This is a genomic window from Amycolatopsis sp. GA6-003 (genome assembly GCF_046267895.1).
Lineage (GTDB): Bacteria > Actinomycetota > Actinomycetes > Mycobacteriales > Pseudonocardiaceae > Amycolatopsis.
Genome location: NZ_CP176499.1, coordinates 72,494 through 89,028, shown reverse-complemented (window position 1 = coordinate 89,028; position 16,535 = coordinate 72,494). Strand labels below are relative to the sequence as shown.

At 71.5% G+C, this 16,535-nt stretch carries 14 protein-coding genes; 11 read left to right on the top strand and 3 right to left on the bottom strand.

Annotation, left to right across the window (positions count from 1 at the left end; genetic code table 11):
• Positions 1-39: 39 nt before the first annotated feature.
• Together F9C12_RS00415 and F9C12_RS00410 are read right to left on the bottom strand one after the other, a co-directional pair.
• The gene (locus F9C12_RS00415) at positions 40-1,365 is read right to left on the bottom strand and encodes an FtsX-like permease family protein (RefSeq protein WP_409464276.1); all 1,326 of its coding nucleotides are present in this window, start codon (positions 1,363-1,365) and stop codon (positions 40-42) included.
• A gap of 79 nt (positions 1,366-1,444) precedes the next feature.
• Positions 1,445-2,206, bottom strand: coding sequence for an ABC transporter ATP-binding protein (locus tag F9C12_RS00410; RefSeq protein ID WP_409464275.1), 762 nt, complete (start codon positions 2,204-2,206; stop codon positions 1,445-1,447).
• 65 nt (positions 2,207-2,271) lie between these two features.
• On the opposite strand from F9C12_RS00410, the gene F9C12_RS00405 reads away from it, so the two are divergent.
• The 11 genes from F9C12_RS00405 to F9C12_RS00355 all read left to right on the top strand — a co-directional run bounded on the left by F9C12_RS00405 (position 2,272) and on the right by F9C12_RS00355 (position 14,567).
• Complete coding sequence (locus tag F9C12_RS00405; protein ID WP_409464274.1) at positions 2,272-2,823, top strand: TetR/AcrR family transcriptional regulator; 552 nt, start codon at positions 2,272-2,274, stop codon at positions 2,821-2,823.
• 189 nt (positions 2,824-3,012) lie between these two features.
• Positions 3,013-4,038 carry a LacI family DNA-binding transcriptional regulator gene (locus F9C12_RS00400; protein ID WP_409180009.1) on the top strand — a complete coding sequence of 342 codons (1,026 nt, stop codon included), beginning with the start codon at positions 3,013-3,015 and terminating at the stop codon, positions 4,036-4,038.
• Positions 4,035-4,988 carry a carbohydrate ABC transporter permease gene (locus F9C12_RS00395; RefSeq protein WP_409180008.1) on the top strand — a complete coding sequence of 318 codons (954 nt, stop codon included), beginning with the start codon at positions 4,035-4,037 and terminating at the stop codon, positions 4,986-4,988. Before F9C12_RS00400 ends, F9C12_RS00395 begins: the two co-directional genes overlap by 4 nt.
• 3 nt (positions 4,989-4,991) lie before the next feature.
• Entirely contained in the window at positions 4,992-5,819 is an 828-nt protein-coding gene (locus tag F9C12_RS00390) for a carbohydrate ABC transporter permease (protein WP_409180007.1), read from the top strand.
• Positions 5,820-5,857: 38 nt separating this feature from the next.
• On the top strand, positions 5,858-7,141 hold the full coding sequence (locus F9C12_RS00385; RefSeq protein WP_409464273.1) for an ABC transporter substrate-binding protein: 1,284 nt from the start codon (positions 5,858-5,860) through the stop codon (positions 7,139-7,141).
• An 87-nt stretch (positions 7,142-7,228) separates the two neighbouring features.
• Positions 7,229-8,389: an ADP-ribosylglycohydrolase family protein gene (locus F9C12_RS00380; RefSeq protein ID WP_409180005.1), complete on the top strand. Its 1,161-nt coding sequence runs from the start codon at positions 7,229-7,231 to the stop codon at positions 8,387-8,389.
• On the top strand, positions 8,386-9,705 hold the full coding sequence (locus F9C12_RS00375) for an ADP-ribosylglycohydrolase family protein (protein ID WP_409464272.1): 1,320 nt from the start codon (positions 8,386-8,388) through the stop codon (positions 9,703-9,705). The genes F9C12_RS00380 and F9C12_RS00375 overlap by 4 nt, the downstream gene beginning before the upstream one ends.
• A complete protein-coding gene (locus F9C12_RS00370; RefSeq protein ID WP_409464271.1) occupies positions 9,702-10,595 on the top strand; it encodes a ribokinase in 894 nt (297 codons plus the stop codon). Before F9C12_RS00375 ends, F9C12_RS00370 begins: the two co-directional genes overlap by 4 nt.
• Entirely contained in the window at positions 10,592-12,541 is a 1,950-nt protein-coding gene (locus F9C12_RS00365; protein ID WP_409464270.1) for an SUMF1/EgtB/PvdO family nonheme iron enzyme, read from the top strand. The genes F9C12_RS00370 and F9C12_RS00365 overlap by 4 nt, the downstream gene beginning before the upstream one ends.
• Positions 12,538-13,746 (top strand): CaiB/BaiF CoA transferase family protein, encoded by a 1,209-nt coding sequence (locus tag F9C12_RS00360; protein ID WP_409180001.1) that lies wholly within the window; start codon positions 12,538-12,540, stop codon positions 13,744-13,746. The genes F9C12_RS00365 and F9C12_RS00360 overlap by 4 nt, the downstream gene beginning before the upstream one ends.
• The gene (locus tag F9C12_RS00355) at positions 13,743-14,567 is read left to right on the top strand and encodes an HpcH/HpaI aldolase/citrate lyase family protein (protein ID WP_409464269.1); all 825 of its coding nucleotides are present in this window, start codon (positions 13,743-13,745) and stop codon (positions 14,565-14,567) included. Before F9C12_RS00360 ends, F9C12_RS00355 begins: the two co-directional genes overlap by 4 nt.
• On the opposite strand, the gene F9C12_RS00350 is transcribed toward F9C12_RS00355, so the two are convergent.
• Positions 14,564-16,510, bottom strand: coding sequence for a DHA2 family efflux MFS transporter permease subunit (locus F9C12_RS00350; protein WP_409464268.1), 1,947 nt, complete (start codon positions 16,508-16,510; stop codon positions 14,564-14,566). The two genes, F9C12_RS00355 and F9C12_RS00350, sit on opposite strands and share 4 nt — an antisense overlap.
• Between the last annotated feature and the right edge of the window lie 25 nt (positions 16,511-16,535).

The following is a 16,535-nucleotide window of genomic DNA, read 5'->3' as shown; positions in this document are numbered from 1 at the left end:
CCCGAGTATCGCAGGAACCCGCCGGGGGGCGCAGATCCGCTACGCGGCCACCGCGGCGGAACGGATCGCCCGCGCGCCGGCCACCGCCGTCACCAGCAGCACCACTCCTCCCCCGAAAACGGCGCTCCCCGCGAACGGCCAGACGCTGAACGCCGCCGCCGCGCCGCCGGTTTTGACGATCGAGAACGGCAGCACGCACAGCACCGAACCCGCCACCGCGACCGCGATCGCCAGCAGTGCCGCGGCGGCGGTTTCGCGCAGGAGCATCCCGCGGACCTGCCGGACGGTCGAGCCGATCAGCGACAGCGTCGCGAATTCCGTGCGGCGGTCGCCGATCGCGGCCACCAGGTTGTTGGTCAGCGCGATCGCCATGAACAGCGAGATCAGGACGACCACCAGGTAGTTGATCGACGCCAGCACGTCGGCAGTGCTGCCGGGGACGCTGTGCCGGTTTTCGATGCCCTGCATGGCCAACGTGCCGGCGGAGACGCCGACCAGCAGCGTCAGGAAGGTGACGATCGGGCGCGCTCGCTCCGGAGCGGCGCTCAGGTTCACGCCCGCCAGATGCGCCTCGGCGTTCTTCGCCCCGCGTGAAAGACGGCCGGTGATCCGGTTGGCCGCGGCGATCAGTTCCGGGGCCAGAATCGCGAAGCCGATCGAGCACAGCACCACGGCGGGACCGGTCAGCCCGGTCGTCGCGATGGTGTCCGCAGGCAGCGCGAGCACCGAACTCGCCGAACCGAAACCCGCGGCCAGCAAGGCGATCGCGGCGATCCGCCGGGGCCGCGCCGACCGGACCCGGCGCGGGCCGGACTCTTCTTCCACCGGGCTGCGCCGGGCCGGGCCGCGGCTGCCGATCCACGCCGCGAGAACCGCGGCCAGCAGCACCACCGCGACCCCGAGCAGCGGCAGCACGATGCCGGGCGCGAAGGAGGTGCCCGGCGCGGTGAGCCCGGTGGACCGCACGCCGGTCAGCAGCAGGAGCCCGAGCAGGTAGCCGAGTCCGAGGCCGGGCAACGCGGCCACGAGGGCGATCGCGAGGGTTTCCGTCGAAACGAGCACGCGGATTTGCCGGGGCGCCGCGCCGATCAACCGCAAGCCGCCGATCTCGCCGGACCGCGCGGCGAGCGTGACGCTGATCGTCGACACCATCGCGAACACGACGATCGCCACCACCCAGCCGCCCAGGATGAGCGGGAACTGGGTGAGGAATCCCCGGTCGGCCGGGGCCGTGCTCTCGGCGAGCCCGGTGCCGAGCAGGGCCGTCATCGCGACCACGAGCGCCATCCCGACGAGTGCGACGAGACCGGTGGCCACTGCGGCGGCGCGGTGGTGGCCGAAGAGCCGCAAGGCGAGTCTCAGCATGTCAATCCTCCTTTGGATGCGTTGCCAGCAAACAGAATCTCGCCAGTCACGATGGTTGCCGCTGGATTTCCGCGCCGGGTCACCGAGCACCCACCGCGTTCGCCGCCCGCTCGGCGGACTCGACCAGCACCGCCATCCGGTTCGCCACCGCCGCCGCGGTCGGCCGGGACAACTGGTCGACCACCAGGCCGTCGGCCAGGAACAGCACCGCGTCGGCATAGGACGCGGCCACCGGGTCGTGCGTCACCATCACGGTCGTCTGCCCTCGGTCGGCCAGCTGCCGCAGCAGGCCCAGCACTTCCCGCGCGCTGCGGATGTCCAGCGCGCCAGTCGGTTCGTCGGCGAACACCACCTCCGGACCGGTCACCAGCGCCCGCGCCACGGCCACGCGCTGCTGCTGCCCGCCGGAAAGCTGGCCCGGCCGGTGTCCCCCGCGCTGCGCCAGGCCGACCTGCGCGAGCAACGCCGCGGTGCGCTGCGGGTCCGGTCCGCGACCGTCCAATCGCAACGGAAGCTCGATGTTCTCCTCCGCGGTCAGCGCGGGCAGCAGATTGAACTGCTGGAAGACGAAGCCGATCCGTTGCCGCCGCAGTGCGGCCAGCTGCGGTTCCTCCAAAGCGGACAGATCGGTGCCGTCCAGTTCGACGGTGCCTTCCGTCGGCGTGCGCAGGCCGGCCGCGCAGTGCAGCAAGGTCGTTTTCCCGGAGCCCGACGGGCCCATGATCGCGGCGAAGGCGCCGCGCGGGACGTCCAGGTCTACGCCCCGCAGTGCGTCGACCGGGCCGCCTTCCCCTTCGAAGCGGCAGCGCAGCCGCCGGATGCGGATCGCGGGTGCGGTCATCTCGAGTCCTCCCAGAGTGATGAACGGTCGTTTAAAACGAACGTTTACCTGATACGGTAGCACGCGTGGGACACCGCGAGAACCTGATCACCGCCGCCCGGGAATGCCTCCTCAAAGCCGGTTACGCGCGCACTACGGTGCGCGACCTCGTCGCCGCCTCCGGGGCCAACCAGGCGTCGATCAACTACCATTTCGGCTCGAAGGAACAGCTGCTCACGCAGGCGCTGTCCGGCTTGAACACCGAATGGGGCGAGATGCTGTTCGCCGTCCTCTCCGACCCGGCCGACGAGAACGCCGGGCCGGAGCGGCGCTGGGCGCGGATCATCGAGTCCATTCAGGAGCACCGCGAGCTGTGGTTCGTGAACTTCGAGAGCGTCAGCTACCTCCAGCACGACGAGAAGGTGCGGAAGATCAACGCCGAAGGCCAGCAGCTGGCTCGCGTCGCGCTCGCGCGCGCCTTCGGCGATCTCGGACCGGACGCCGAGCCGAAGGACGTCCACGCGGTCGGCGCGCACTACTACTCGCTGCTGGTCGGGACTGCCCTGCAGTGGCTGACCGATCCGGACCATGCCCCCTCGGCGGCCGACGTCGTCCGCGCCGACCGCCGATCCCGCTGAACCGCCGCTAAAACCCGCGCACGTCACGCTGACGTCACAGATCCCCGCGGCCCGCAGCAGCTCCGTTGACACGTCCGCCATCCGGGTGACATGATCCGGGCACCGCTTGGAAACGTTTCCAGGCCATTGAGAACGTAGCTTGGAAACGTTTCCAACAGCGGTTTCCGCGATGTCCGACCGGGAGGGACGATGACGTCAACCCGAGCCACGCTGATCCAGGTGGCCGAGCGCGCCGGCGTGTCGCTGGCTTCGACCTCGCGCGCGCTGCACGGGACCGGCGCGAGCAAAGCGATGGTCGAGCGCGTGCGCGCCGCCGCTGCCGAGCTCGGGTACAGCGCGGACGCGATCGGGCGGTCGTTGCGGCTGAAGAAGACTTCGCAGATCGCGTTCGCGGTGGCGGACATCGGCAACCCGGTCTACGTCGAGATCATGCGCGGCATCCACGAAGTCCTCGCCCCGCACGGGTACCGGGTCGTGGTGATGTCCACCGGGGACACCGCGGCGTCGACCGCCGAGCTGATGCGGAGCCTGCACGGCGGGTTCGTCGACGGCATGATCGTGATCCCGCTGCGCACCGACGACGAGCTGATCGAGCAGATCGGCCGCGCCCCGGTTCCGGTCGTGGTGATCGGCCGGGCGATGAGCGACCGCGGGATCAGCTCGGTCTCCACCGATTCCGCGGCCGGGATCGGCGCGGCGGTGCAGCACGTGGTTTCGCTGGGCCGCCGCCGGATCGGATTCCTCAACGGGCCGCTCGACACCACGCCGGGCTCCTCGCGGCAGCGCGGGTTCGACGAGGCAGTGTCCGCGAAGGGCTTCGCCGCGGAGACGGCCGTCGAGGTCGCGGCCGATTTCACTGTCGCGGCGGGGATCGAAGCCGCCCGGAAGCTCCTCGACCGTCCGCAGCGGCCGGACGCCATCGTGGCGGCGAACGACCTGCTCGCCATCGGCGCCATCCGCGCCGCCCGCGAACGGGGGCTGGGCATTCCGCGCGACGTCGCCGTCACCGGGATGGACGACACCGAACTCGGGCAGGTTTTCCTGCCCCGGCTGACCAGCGTGTCCCTCGGCTCGGCCGAGCGCGGGCGCGCCGCCGCCCGGCTGATGCTCGGGCTCGCCGAGGACGCGGACGCCCCGGCGCGGCAGATCTCGGTCGGGACCGAGCTGTTCGTCCGGGAGTCCACTGTGGACCAGAACGTGGAGGACGCGGAATGACCACCGCGATCGAGCCGCGGCGAGCGGCCCCCGCTCCCCCGCCGCGCCCGAAGAAGACCACCCAGGCGCGCACCCGGCGACGCGAGGCGATCGCGCTGGTGATGCCTTCGCTGATCCCGATCCTGGTGCTGTCGGTGGCCCCGCTGGTGATCGGCATCGTGCTGGCCTTCACCGACACCCGGCTGGTGCGGCATCCGGACTTCGGCTTCGCCGGGATCGACAACTTCGTCCGGCTCGGCGGCAACTCGCTGTTCTGGGACTCGCTGCGGATCGGTCTGATTTGGACGGTCGGCGTGACGGTCCTGCAGCTGGCCGCGGCGATGGGTCTCGCACTGCTGCTGAACTCCGGGCTCAAACTGCAGGGCCTCACGAGGGTGCTCGCGCTCATTCCGTGGGCAATGCCGCCGGTAGTCGTCGCGATTATGTGGCAGATGATTTATTCGGCCAACGGCGGTCCGCTCAACGCGTTCCTCGGCAGCATCGGCCTGCCGGACGGAATCAACTGGCTCGGCGATTTCACCACCGCATTGCCCGCGGTGATCGTGGTCGGAGTCTGGGTCGGCATGCCGCAGACCACCGTGACGCTTCTGGCTGGCCTGCAACAGATCCCGGCCGAACTGCACGAGGCGGCCGCCGTGGACGGAGCCGGGGCGTGGCGGCGCTTCACCGCGGTGACCTGGCCGAGCATGCGCCCGATCGTCAGTTCCATCACTTCCCTGAATTTTATCTGGAATTTCAATTCGTTTTCGCTCGTTTACGTGCTCACCGCGGGCGGCCCGGGCGGCAAAACGATGGTTCCCGTGCTGTTCGTGTACCTCGAAGCGTTCAAGAACCGCGAAATCGGCTACGCCGCCGCGATGGGGCTGGTCCTCGTCCTCGTGGTCGTCGCGCTGCTCGCGATCTACCTGCGGTCGCAGTTCCGCGGCGACCGCCCGGAAAGGGGGCGGTGATCGATGCGCTGGTCCGTGCGCCCCGCGCAGTACCTGGCTCTCGTGCTGTACCTGTTGTTCCTCGGCTTTCCTTTGCTGTGGCTGATTTCCGCGTCGGTGAAGTCGTCGGCGGAGCTGAACTCGCTGTCGGTCAACCTGATCCCGAGCGAGTGGCATTGGGACAACTACGGCGAAGCGCTCTCCCGTCAGGGCCTGCTGCATTCGGCGTTCAACAGCCTGCTGGTCGCGCTGGCCAGCACCGTGCTGGCGATCCTGATCTCAGTGCCCGCCGCCTACGTGCTGGCCCGGCTCAAGGGCAAGCTGCGGATCGCGGGCGTCACCTGGATCCTGGTCAGCCAGGTGTTCCCGGTGGTGCTGGTGATCCTGCCGCTGTTCCTCGTGCTGCGGACGCTCGGCCTGGCCGACAGCCTGGTCGGGCTGACGCTCGTGCACACCACCTACATCCTCCCGTTCGCGCTGTGGATGCTGCAGGGCTACGTCGCGGCGATCCCGGTGGAGCTGGAGGAGGCCGGGGCGATGGACGGCGCGAACCGGTTCACCGTGCTGCGCACCATCGTGTTCCCGCTGCTGGCCCCGGGCGTGGTCGCGACCGCGATGTTCAGCTTCGTGTCGTCGTGGAACGAGTTCTTCTTCGCGCTGGTGCTGCTGCAGACGCCGGAGAACTACACGCTGCCGATCACGCTCACCATGTTCATCGGCGGCGAGGGCAAGGTCGCCCTCGGCCCGCTGGCCGCGGGCGCGGTGCTCGCGGCGATCCCGAGCATCGCCTTCTTCAGCCTCCTGCGGAAGAGACTCACCGGCGGCCTCATGGCCGGGGCGGTGAAGGGATGAGCCCCACCCCATCGGAAACCCCTTCGAAAGGTCGGTCGATGAAGACACGACGCGCGGCAGCCGCCGCCAGCCTCGCCCTCGCCAGCCTGCTCGCCGCCGCGTGCGGCAGCGGCGCGGACAGCGGCGGCGGGGACGGCGGCCCGGTCACCCTCACCTTCCAGTCCCTGTCGGACCAGCCCGCCGCGATCGCCGCCACGAACAAGATCGTCGGGGCGTGGAACCAGGCGCATCCGGACACGCAGGTGAAGGTCGTCCAGGCCGGCTGGGACAGCGCCTACGACAAGCTGATCACCCAGTTCAACGCGGGCACCGCGCCGGACATCGTGCACTACGAGGCCGCCGGGATCGGCCCGTTCGCGACCGACGGCTACCTCGCCGACCTCTCCCCCTATCTGTCCGAGCAGAAGCGCGCGGACATCCCGAAGGGCGTGCTCGACTCGGTGACGGTCGACGGCAAGGTCGTCGCCTACCCGACCGAGCTGCAGTCCTATGTGGTCTTCGCGAACAAGAAGCTGCTGGAGCAGTCCGGCGCGCAGCTCCCGGCCGGCGAGACGATGACGTGGGACCAGCTGCGCCAGCTGGCCAAGGCCGCCACGAAGGACGGCAAGTACGGCCTCGGCTGGGGCCTGTCGAGCCCGACCGCGACGTTCGTGGCGATGGCCCCTGGCTTCGGCGGCAAGTACTTCGAGGGCACCGGCGACCAGGCGCAGATCAGCGTCGGCCAGGGCGAAATGGCGCTGCCGCAGCTGGTGCACGACATGAACGCGATCGACCACTCGATCCTGCCGGTGACGCTGACGCAGTCCGGCGGCAAGGCGCTCGCGCCGTTCTACGCCGGCCAGGTCGCGATGACCGTGCAGGGCTCGTACCAGGCGGCGAACATCGAGAAGGACGCGCCGAAGGACCTCGACTGGATCGCGCTGCCGCCGATCGCCGGCCCGGCCGGACCGGCGCAGGCGGCGAACCCGCAGACGCTGTCGGTCAACAAGGACTCCAAGCACGTCGAGCAGGCCGCGAAGTTCCTGGAGTACTTCACCAGCACGGAGAACCTCGCCGCGCTCAACGAGGCGGACACGCTCATCCCGGCGAGCAACTCCGCTCGGGAAGCGCTGGACAAGAAGCTCGGCGCGAAGAAGGGCTGGAGCACCATCCTCGCCTCGGGCAAGTACCTGACCTCGGCGCCGTATCTGTTCGCCGGCAAGTACGCGCAGTGGAAGGACACTGTCGCGACGCCCGCCTACCAGCGTTTCCTGGCGAACCAGATCGACGCGAACACGCTGGCCCAGCAGCTGAAGGACGGCTGGAAGAGCGTCGGCAAGTGACGACCGCGCCGGGGTCCTCGGTGACCCCGGCGCACCACAGGCGCGGGCAGGAACCGCCCGCGCCGGGCAACGAAGGGACGCAAGCCGGTGACCTGGCTGGAGGACCGCGCGGTGGCAGTGATCACCGGCGCGGCAGTGGGGGACGCGCTCGGCGGCGCGACCGAAGGGTGGACGCCCGAGCAGATCGAGGAGCGCCACGGCGGCCGGGTGGCCGGGATCGTTCCGCCGTGGTATCCGAACTGGCGGGACGCGCGCCCGATCGCGCCGTACCACAAGGGCGACGGGCACATCACCGACGACACCTTGATGACCCGCGCGCTCGTGGAGGTCTACGCGAAGCGGCGCGCGCATCTCGACGCGTACGCGATGGCCGAGGACCTGGTGCCGCTGATGATCGGCGAACCGCGCTGGGTTCCGGAGCTGGAGTCGACGGCGCTGTTGCTGCAGCGGGTGTTCCTCGCCGAGAAGTGGATTGTCGCGAAGCTGCACTACGGCCACGCGGACCCGCGCGAGGCGGGCGTCGGCAACATCGTGAACTGCGGTGCGGCGATGTACATCGCGCCGGTCGGGGTGGTGAACCCGGGCGATCCGCAGGCCGCGTACGCGGAGGCGATCGACCTGACCGCGCCGCATCAGTCGAGCTACGGCCGGGAAGCCGCCGGGGTGCTGGCCGCGATGGTCGCCGCTTCGGTCGCGCCGGGCGCCTCGATCGGCGACGTCGTGCAGGCCGCGCTCGCGGTGTCGCACGACGGGACTTTGGCGGCGCTGCAGGCGGTGGTCGAAGCCTTCCAGGGGTGGAACGCCGCGCCCAAGACCGACGACGAAGAGCGGGCGCTCGCCCGGAAGATCCGCGAGGTGGTCGCGCCGTTCGATTCGGTCGGGCCGGAGTACCGGCAGATGTCGATGGACGCGCGGCGGCCGTCGCGGACCAAGGCGATCGAGGAGCTGCCTGCCGCGCTGGGCTTCGTGCTGGGCCACCAGGGCGATTACCGCGGCGCGGTGCTGGCCTCGGTGAACTACGGCCGGGACGCGGATTCGATCGCGTCGATGGCGGGTGCGCTCTGCGCCGGGCTCGGCGGCGCGGCCTCGGTGCCGGACGAGTGGATCGACCCGATCGGCGAGGCCAGCAGGATGGATCTGCGCGAGACCGGGCGGCTGCTCGCCTCGGCCGCGGCGGACATCGTCAAGGCCGACCGGGCTCGGGCCCAGGCTCGGCTCGCCGCCCTCGACGCGCTGGCCGCGGCATGAGGCTGACCTGGGCTCAACCCGAAGACCTGCTCGCGCACGAGTTCGTCCAGTCCGCTGTGGAGGGCAAGGACGTGGCCTCGGTGCGGGAGCGCTGGGTCGCCGCCGGCGGCGACCCGGTGCCCGCGGCGAGCGGGGCAGGACCGCGGCCGGCGCCCCCAGCGTTGCGGGCGCTGGCCCGGACGCTGCTGGACGAGCTGTCCGCGCTTCCGGCGGCTCCGGCGCCGGGGGAACCGGACGGCTGGGACGAGATCGTCGCGCTGCTTCCGGCCGCGCCGGTCCTCCCCGAGGTTGCGGCTGATCGCACGCTCGGCGCGTGGACCGGCCGGGCGGCCGGGTGCCTGCTCGGAAAGCCGGTGGAGAAGATCCCGCGCGAGGGCATCGAGGAGATCCTGCGCGCGACCGGACGCTGGCCGCTGGACCGGTGGTTCACCGCGGTCGGGCTGCCGGACGACGTCGCCGCGCGCTGGCCGTGGAACCGCCGGTCGGCACCGACTTCCCTGGAGGAGAACATCTCCGGGATGCCGGAGGACGACGACCTCAACTACCCGATCCTCGCTCTGACGCTGCTGGAACGGCACGGCCGCGAGTTCGCCACCGACGACGTCGCGCAGCTCTGGCTCGAGCAACTGCCGGCCGGGCGGGTGTTCACCGCCGAACGCGCCGCGTACCGGAACCTGCTGGACGCGCGCCCGGTGCCGGAGACCGCGACGCACCTCAATCCCTTCCGCGAGTGGATCGGCGCGCTGATCCGGACTGACGTCTTCGGCTGGGTCTCCCCCGGCGACGTCCGCGAAGCCGCGCGGCTCGCTTGGGTCGACGCGCGGCTCAGCCACACCCGCAACGGCATTTACGGCGCGATGTGGGCGGCTGCGCTGGCGTCGGCGGCGATGGTGTGCGATTCCGTCCACAGTGTCCTGGACGCGGCGGAAACCGTTCTGCCCCCGGGCAGTCGGCTTGCCTCGGCGGTCCGGTTCGGCCGAGAGGCCGCTGCTTACGAGGACGGGCTGGACCGGTTGCACGCTCGATACGGCGAGCTGCATTGGGTGCACGTGCTCAACAACGCGGCGGTGATCGCGTACGCGCTGGCCCGCGGCGACGGCGACTTCGGGCGGAGCATCTCGCTCGCGGTCACGGCTGGCTGGGACACGGACTCCGCGGCGGCGACGGTCGGCGGCGTGGTCGGTGCGCTGGCGGGCGTGGACGGGATCGGCGAGCAGTGGACGAAGCCGCTCGACAACCGGATCGCGACGTCGCTGCCCGGAGGCGAGCAGCGGATCACCGACCTTGCCGCGCGAACGGCCGGGGTGGCGCGGTGACCGGGCGAGTTGTCGTGGTCGGGTCGGCGAACGTCGATCTGGTGGTCGACGTGCCGCGGCAGCCGGGCGGCGGCGAAACCGTGCTGGGCGGCGATCTTCGGCGCAGCCCAGGCGGCAAAGGGGCCAACCAGGCTGTCGCGGCGGCACTCGCGGGCGGGGCGGAGACGACGTTTCTCGGCGCTTTCGGCACCGACGACGGCGCGGAATTTCTGTTGGCATCGTTGAATAAGGCCGGAGTGCGGACCGATCTGGTGTCGCGTGTGGACAGTGCGACCGGGACCGCGTTCATCATGGTGTCGCCGGACGGCGAGAACTCCATTGTGGTCGCTCCCGGGGCCAACTCGCGGCTCTCTCTCGGGGAGGCGCAGCTGGAGCGGATCGCCGCGGCGGACGTCGTGCTCGCGCAGCTGGAGATTCCGCTCGAGGCCGTGGCCGCTGCGGCTGCGGCCCGGCGGTCTGGTGCGCGGATGGTGCTCAACGCCGCGCCGTCCCGGCCGCTGCCGGAGCTTGATCTGGACGTGCTGATCGTCAACGAGCACGAAGCCGCCGACCTGACCGGGGTCTCCGCGGCGCCGGAGGAATTGGCTCGGATTCTGCGGCAGCGCGCGCCCTCGGTGGTGATCACGCTCGGGGCGGCCGGGTGCGTCGTCGCTGAGCGGGAAATCGTGCAGCTGCCCGGTTTTCCGGTGTCCCCGGTGGACACCACGGGCGCTGGAGACACGTTCTGCGGCGTGCTCGCGGCAGCGCTCGCCGAGGGTCGTCCGCTCCGCGAAGCCGCCGAACGCGCCGGGGCCGCCGCTGCGCTCGCGGTCACCCGGCCCGGCGCGCAGTCCGCCGTGCCGACCGTCGCAGAGGTGACCGAGTTCGCTGCCGGAGGAAAAGCCCGATGACGTACGTGTTCGACCCGCTCGTCCCGCGCCCGATCGACCGGCCGGCCGAGGTCCCGCTCGGCGCGCCGCTCTCCCCCGAGCAGCTCGCGGCACTGGACGAGGCCAAGATTTTCGTCGGCCCGGCGGACCCCGCCGACCGCGAGGAATGGCGGGCGCGGCTGCGGCAATGGCGTGCCGACTCGCACCGGCGGCACAGGTACCACGGCCGCGCCTACGACCGGCCGGAAGCCGCGTGGGCCGCCGGATGCCACACGGTCGCGCAGGTCTGGCTGTGGGACGAGTTGCTGTATTCGTTCGAGGAGCGCCGGTTCACGCCGGAGCGCTTCCTCGCCGACGCGCACCAGCGGTTCGGCGGCCTCGACGCGGTCGTGCTGTGGCACGCGTACCCGGTGATCGGCCTCGACGACCGCAACCAGTGGGATTTCTACCGCGACGTGCCCGGTCTCCGCGAGCTGGTCGATACGTTCCATTCGGCGGGCGTGCGGGTGTTCGTGGACTACAACCCGTGGGACGTCGGCACCCGCCGGGGCAAGGACGACGCCGCCGAATTGTCGGCCGTGCTGGCCGATTTCGGCGCGGACGGAGTCTTCCTGGACACGCTGAAGAAGGCCGATCCGGCGCTGGTCGAACAGCTCGAACGCGCGCGGCCCGGGGTCGTGCTGGAGGGCGAGTCGAAGCTGCCGGTCGAGCGGATCGAGGACCATTCGGCGTCGTGGGCGCAGTTCTTCGCCGATTCGCCGGTGCCGGGCGTGCTGCGTTCGCACTGGTACGAGCGGCGGCACATGCAGCACCACGTGCGGCGGTGGCACCGCGACCACACCGAGGAACTGCAGTCGGCGTGGCTGAACGGCGTCGGCGTGATGGTGTGGGAAGTCGTGTTCGGCGTGTGGGTCGGCTGGTCGCGGCGGGACGCGGCGACGGTGCGGCGGATGGTGACGGTGCAACGTGCGGCGGGCGACCTGCTGCGCGAAGGCGAGTGGACGCCGTTGGCCCCGCTGACGCCGGAAGCCGAGGCGGCCGGGGTCTACGCGTCGCGCTGGGAACTCGGCGACTGGACACTGTGGACAGTCGTCAACCGCGGCGACTCGGATTATCTCGGGCCGGTCGTCGACGGGCCGGTGCTCGATCTGTTCACCGACGGACGGGTGCCCGCGCGCGGGATTTCGGCGTTGCTCCGGGTCGCCGACGGGGCGGAGGAGCCGTCGTGGCTGGCGCGAGTGGCGACCCTGCCGCACGATCCGGACGCGCGGTTCCCGCATCGGCTCGCCGTGCGGGTGGAGCCGCAGCCGTCGAGCGGCATTCCGGACGCTGATGCGATCATCGTGCCCGCCGGACCGTATGTGCTTACGGTGCGGTACCGCGGCCGCGAGACCGGGATGTACCAGGGCGCGCCGTATGTGGACGAGTGGAAGCCGCTGCCGCCTCGGCTGCACGACGCCCGGACGCTGCAGCGGGACGGTTCGCTGGCGTCGCCGGTCGCGGTCGCGGCCAGCGAGGTGACCAACGGCGAGTTCGCGGAATTCCTTGCCGCTACTGGATACCAGCCGGTCGTGCCGCATCGGTTCCTCGCGCACTGGGTCGACGGCCGGCCGCTTGCCGAGGACGAGCCGGTGACCTTTGTCGACCTCGACGACGCCCGGGCGTACTGCGCGTGGCGGGGCGGCCGGCTGCCGACCGAGGACGAATGGCAGCTCGCCGGGGAAACCGGCGGCCTGCGGCGCGGCGCGCCCGCGGTGTGGAACTGGACCGAAAGCGAACATTCCGACGGGAGGACCCGGTTCGTGATGCTCAAGGGCGGCAGCGATTACCGCGCCGAGGGTTCCGAGTGGTACGTCGAAGGCGGCCGGCACGCGCCGGACTACAGCGTGAAGCTGCTGCTGCCGGGGCTGGGCTTGGCGCGCGGCGCGACCGTCGGATTCCGCTGTGCGTGGGACGTGCCGCGATGACTGTGTCGAGGGATGCTTCGGCCGGGGCGCTGGCGGGGTTGCGGGTGGTGGACGCGTCGACGTTGTTCGCCGGGCCGATGGCCGCGATGCACCTCGGCGACATGGGCGCCGAGGTGGTCAAGGTCGAGCACCCGGCGCGGCCGGACCCGGCACGGACGCACGGGGTGGCCAAGGGCGACGTCAACCTGTGGTGGAAGACGTTGGGGCGCAACAAGCGCACCGTCACGGCGAACCTGAGCAGCGACGGCGGGCGCGAGGTGTTCCTGGCCCTCGCCGAGACCGCGGACGTGGTGATCGAGAACTTCCGGCCGGGCACGCTCGAACGCTGGGGCCTCGGGTACGAGGAGCTGTCCGCGCGCAACCCGGGGCTGGTGCTCGCGCGGGTGACCGGATTCGGCCAGTTCGGGCCGTACTCGCCGCGCCCCGGCTTCGGCACGCTCGCCGAGGCGATGAGCGGATTCGCCGCGGCCACCGGCGAACCGGACGGGCCGCCGACGCTGCCGCCGTTCGGGCTCGCCGACGGAGTCGCGTCACTGGCCACCGCGTACGCGATCATGGTCGCGCTCGCCGGGCGAGCCGCCCGCGGCCGCGGCCAGGTCGTGGACGTCGCGATCATCGAGCCGATTCTCGCCATGCTCGGCCCGCAGATCACGCGATGGGACCAGCTCGGCACGGTCCAGCCGCGCACCGGCAACCGCTCCACGAACAACGCGCCGCGCAACACCTACCGCACGAGCGACGGGCAGTGGGTGGCGGTGTCGACGTCGGCGCAGTCCATCGCGGAACGCGTGGTGCGCCTGGTGGGCCGCCCGGAACTGGCCGACGAGCCGTGGTTCGCCACCGGCGCGGACCGGGCGGCGCACGCGGACGAACTGGACGAGGCCGTCGGCGGCTGGATCGCGCGGCACACGCGCGACGAGGTCGTGGCCGCGTTCGAGGAAGCGCAGGCCGCGGTCGCGCCGATCTACGACGCGGCCGACATCGTGGCCGACCCGCAGTTCCGCGCGCTGGGCACGATCCACGAGATCGAGGACCCGGAACTGGGCACGACGCTGATGCAAGGACCGCTGTTCCGGTTGTCGGACAACGACGGCGTCATCGGCTTCACCGGCCGCCCGCACGGCGCGGACACCGACGAGGTGCTCGGCTCGCTCGGCTTCAGCGCGTCGCGGATCGCCGAACTGCGTGCGGAAGGAGCGGTATGACGCCCGCACTGACCCTGCTCTACGTCCCGGCCGACCGACCCGACCGCGTCGCCAAAGCGCTCGCCTCGGACGCCGACGTCGTGCTCGTCGACCTCGAAGACGCCGTCGCGCCCGCGCAGAAGGACATCGCACGCGACAACGCGGTCCGGCTCTTGGCCGACGTCCCCGCTTCGCGACCGGTGCAAGTGCGGATCAACCACCCGGACACGCCGTGGCACGCGGCGGACGTGGCCGCGGTCGCCGGGCTGCCGGTGTGGGTGGGCGCGCGGCTGCCGAAGGTCGAGAGCCCGGTGGACGTCCAGGCGCACGCCGATGCCTTGCCGGAGCGGGAATTGCACCCGCTGATCGAGTCGGCGCTCGGGGTGGAACGGGCGCTGGAGATCGCGCTCGCCTCCCCGCGGACCGCGTCGCTCGGGCTGGGCGAGGCGGATCTGCGGTCCGACCTGCGGCTGGCCGACGAAGCCGGGCTCACCTGGGCCCGCAGCCGGGTCGTGAACGCCGCCCGCGCCGCGCGGCTGCCCCCGCCCGCGATGTCGGTGTACGCGAACGTCCGCGACCTCGACGGGCTGGCGGAAAGCTGCCGGGCCGGACGGGCGCTCGGATTCCGCGGCCGGACGGCGATCCATCCGGCGCAGCTGCCGACGATCCGCGCGGCTTTCCTGCCGACGGCCGAGGAAGTCGCCAGGGCCCGGGAGGTGCTGTCCAGAATGGACGGTGCCACCCAGGCCGGGGTGGGCGCGATCGCCCTCGCCGACGGGACGTTCCTCGACGTCGCGATGCGGGACCAGGCCTTGGCGGTGCTGGCGCTCGTCTCCGACTAGGACTTGTCCGCGGAAACCAGCCGCAGCAACGGATCGAAGCGGGCCGGGCCCTCGGCGGTCAGCTGCACCGGCTCCGCGACCGGCTGGTATCCGGTCACGACGACGGTGTACTCGCCGGGGAACAGGTCGTCCACGGTGTAGTGGCCCGCCTCGTCCGTGACGGTCACCCGCTGGACTTGTCCCTCGGCGTCCAGCACCGCGACCTGAGCGCCGGGGAACGGGCCCCGGACGGCGTGCACGGTGCCGGTGAGCCGGACCGAGCGCGCCAGTTCGACGTCCTCGCGCACCGGTTCGGTGCCTACCTGCACATGGCGGGCCACCGGTTCCCGGCCGGGCGCCTGGACCAGCAGCAGATACGAGCCCGCCGGGGCGTCGAGGGCGAACGCGTGGTCCGCGCCGGCGGTGGTGCGGCGTACTTCGTGAGTCTCCAGGGAGGTCAACGACACTGCGGCCGTTTCGTCGGCCGCGAGACCGCTGACCGCGCCGGAAACCGCCGCGGGTCGCGGGGCGCGGCGGCTGGCGCGCGTCCGGGACAGCAGGATGTCGGCGATCCCGAACAGCAACGCGAGCACGACCAGCGCGGTCGAGCCGATCAGCCCGAGCGCGGTCGCGGAGTGGTAATCCCCGTGCGAACGCCCGAGTTCGCCGAAGAACAGCGACCCGCCGAGCGCGGTGCCGACCGCCGAACCGATCCGCTGGCCGGTCTGCAGCACTCCGGCCGCGGTGCCGCCTTCCGCGGGCGGGACCTCCTCCAGGGCGAGCGTCGAGTTCGGCGAGATCACCAGCCCGCTGCCGAAGCCGCCCACGAACAACGGCCCGGCCAGCACGAACGCGGTGTTCGCGCCGGAGTAGTCGCGGACGAGCCACGCGGTCGCGGCGAGCCCGACCGCCACGAGCAACGTCCCGAGCACGACCATCGGCCTGCCGAACCGGTGCACGAGCCGCCCGCCGATGGCCGGCGAGATCGCCGAGCCGATCGCGAACGCGAGCATCGCCGCGCCGGCCTGCAGCGCGGTGTAGCCGAGGCCCTGCTGGAAGAACAGCGTCAGGACCAGGAAAATCCCGGTGAACCCGGCGAAGTAGACCATGCCGAGCGCGGAACCCATCGAGTAGCTGCGGACGGTCAGCAGCTTGAGGTTCACCAGCGGATGCTTGCCGCGGCTGCCGAGCCAGCGCTCCCACAGCACGAACAGCACGAGCAACCCGGCCGCGACGCCCATCAGCCACCAGCGCGGCGCGGCGGCCTGTTCCTCTTCCTCGATCAGCGGCAGCATCACCAGCACGACCGCCACGCCGAGCACCAAGCTGCCGACCAGGTCCGGCGTCCGCTTCCGGCCGCTGCGCGCGTCCTTCGGCAGCAGGCGCAGCCCGAACAGGATCGCGACGATGCCGATCGGCAGGTTGACGTAGAACACCCACCGCCAGCCCTCGTCGACGCCGATGCCCTGGATCAGCAGCCCGCCCAGCACCGGCCCGATCGCGGTGGACAGCCCGACCGTCGCCCCGAACGCGCCGAACGCCTTGCCCCGCTCGCGGCCGGAGAACAGCTGCTGCATCAGGCCGATGATCTGCGGATTCAGCAACCCGCCCGCGACGCCCTGCCCCAGCCGCGCGACGACGAGCCACGTCGCGTTCGGCGCCGCCCCGCACAGCACGCTGGCCGCGACGAACAACGCCAGCCCGAGCAGGAACATCCGGCGGCGCCCGTAGTCGTCGCCGAGCCGTCCCGAGGGCACCAGCGCGAGGCCGAAGGTGAGCGCGTACCCGGAGACGACCCACGAGACGTCCGCGGGCGTCGCGCCGATCCCGTGCTCCATCGAAGGCAGCGCGACGTTGACGATGCTGACGTCGAGCAGCGTCATGAACCCCGCGATCAGGCACACCCACAAGGCGCGCCAGCGCTGCGGATCGGGCTCGGGCTCGGGCTGAGGAGAAGCGTGCACTAAACGTCCTGATTCGAGACCGGTA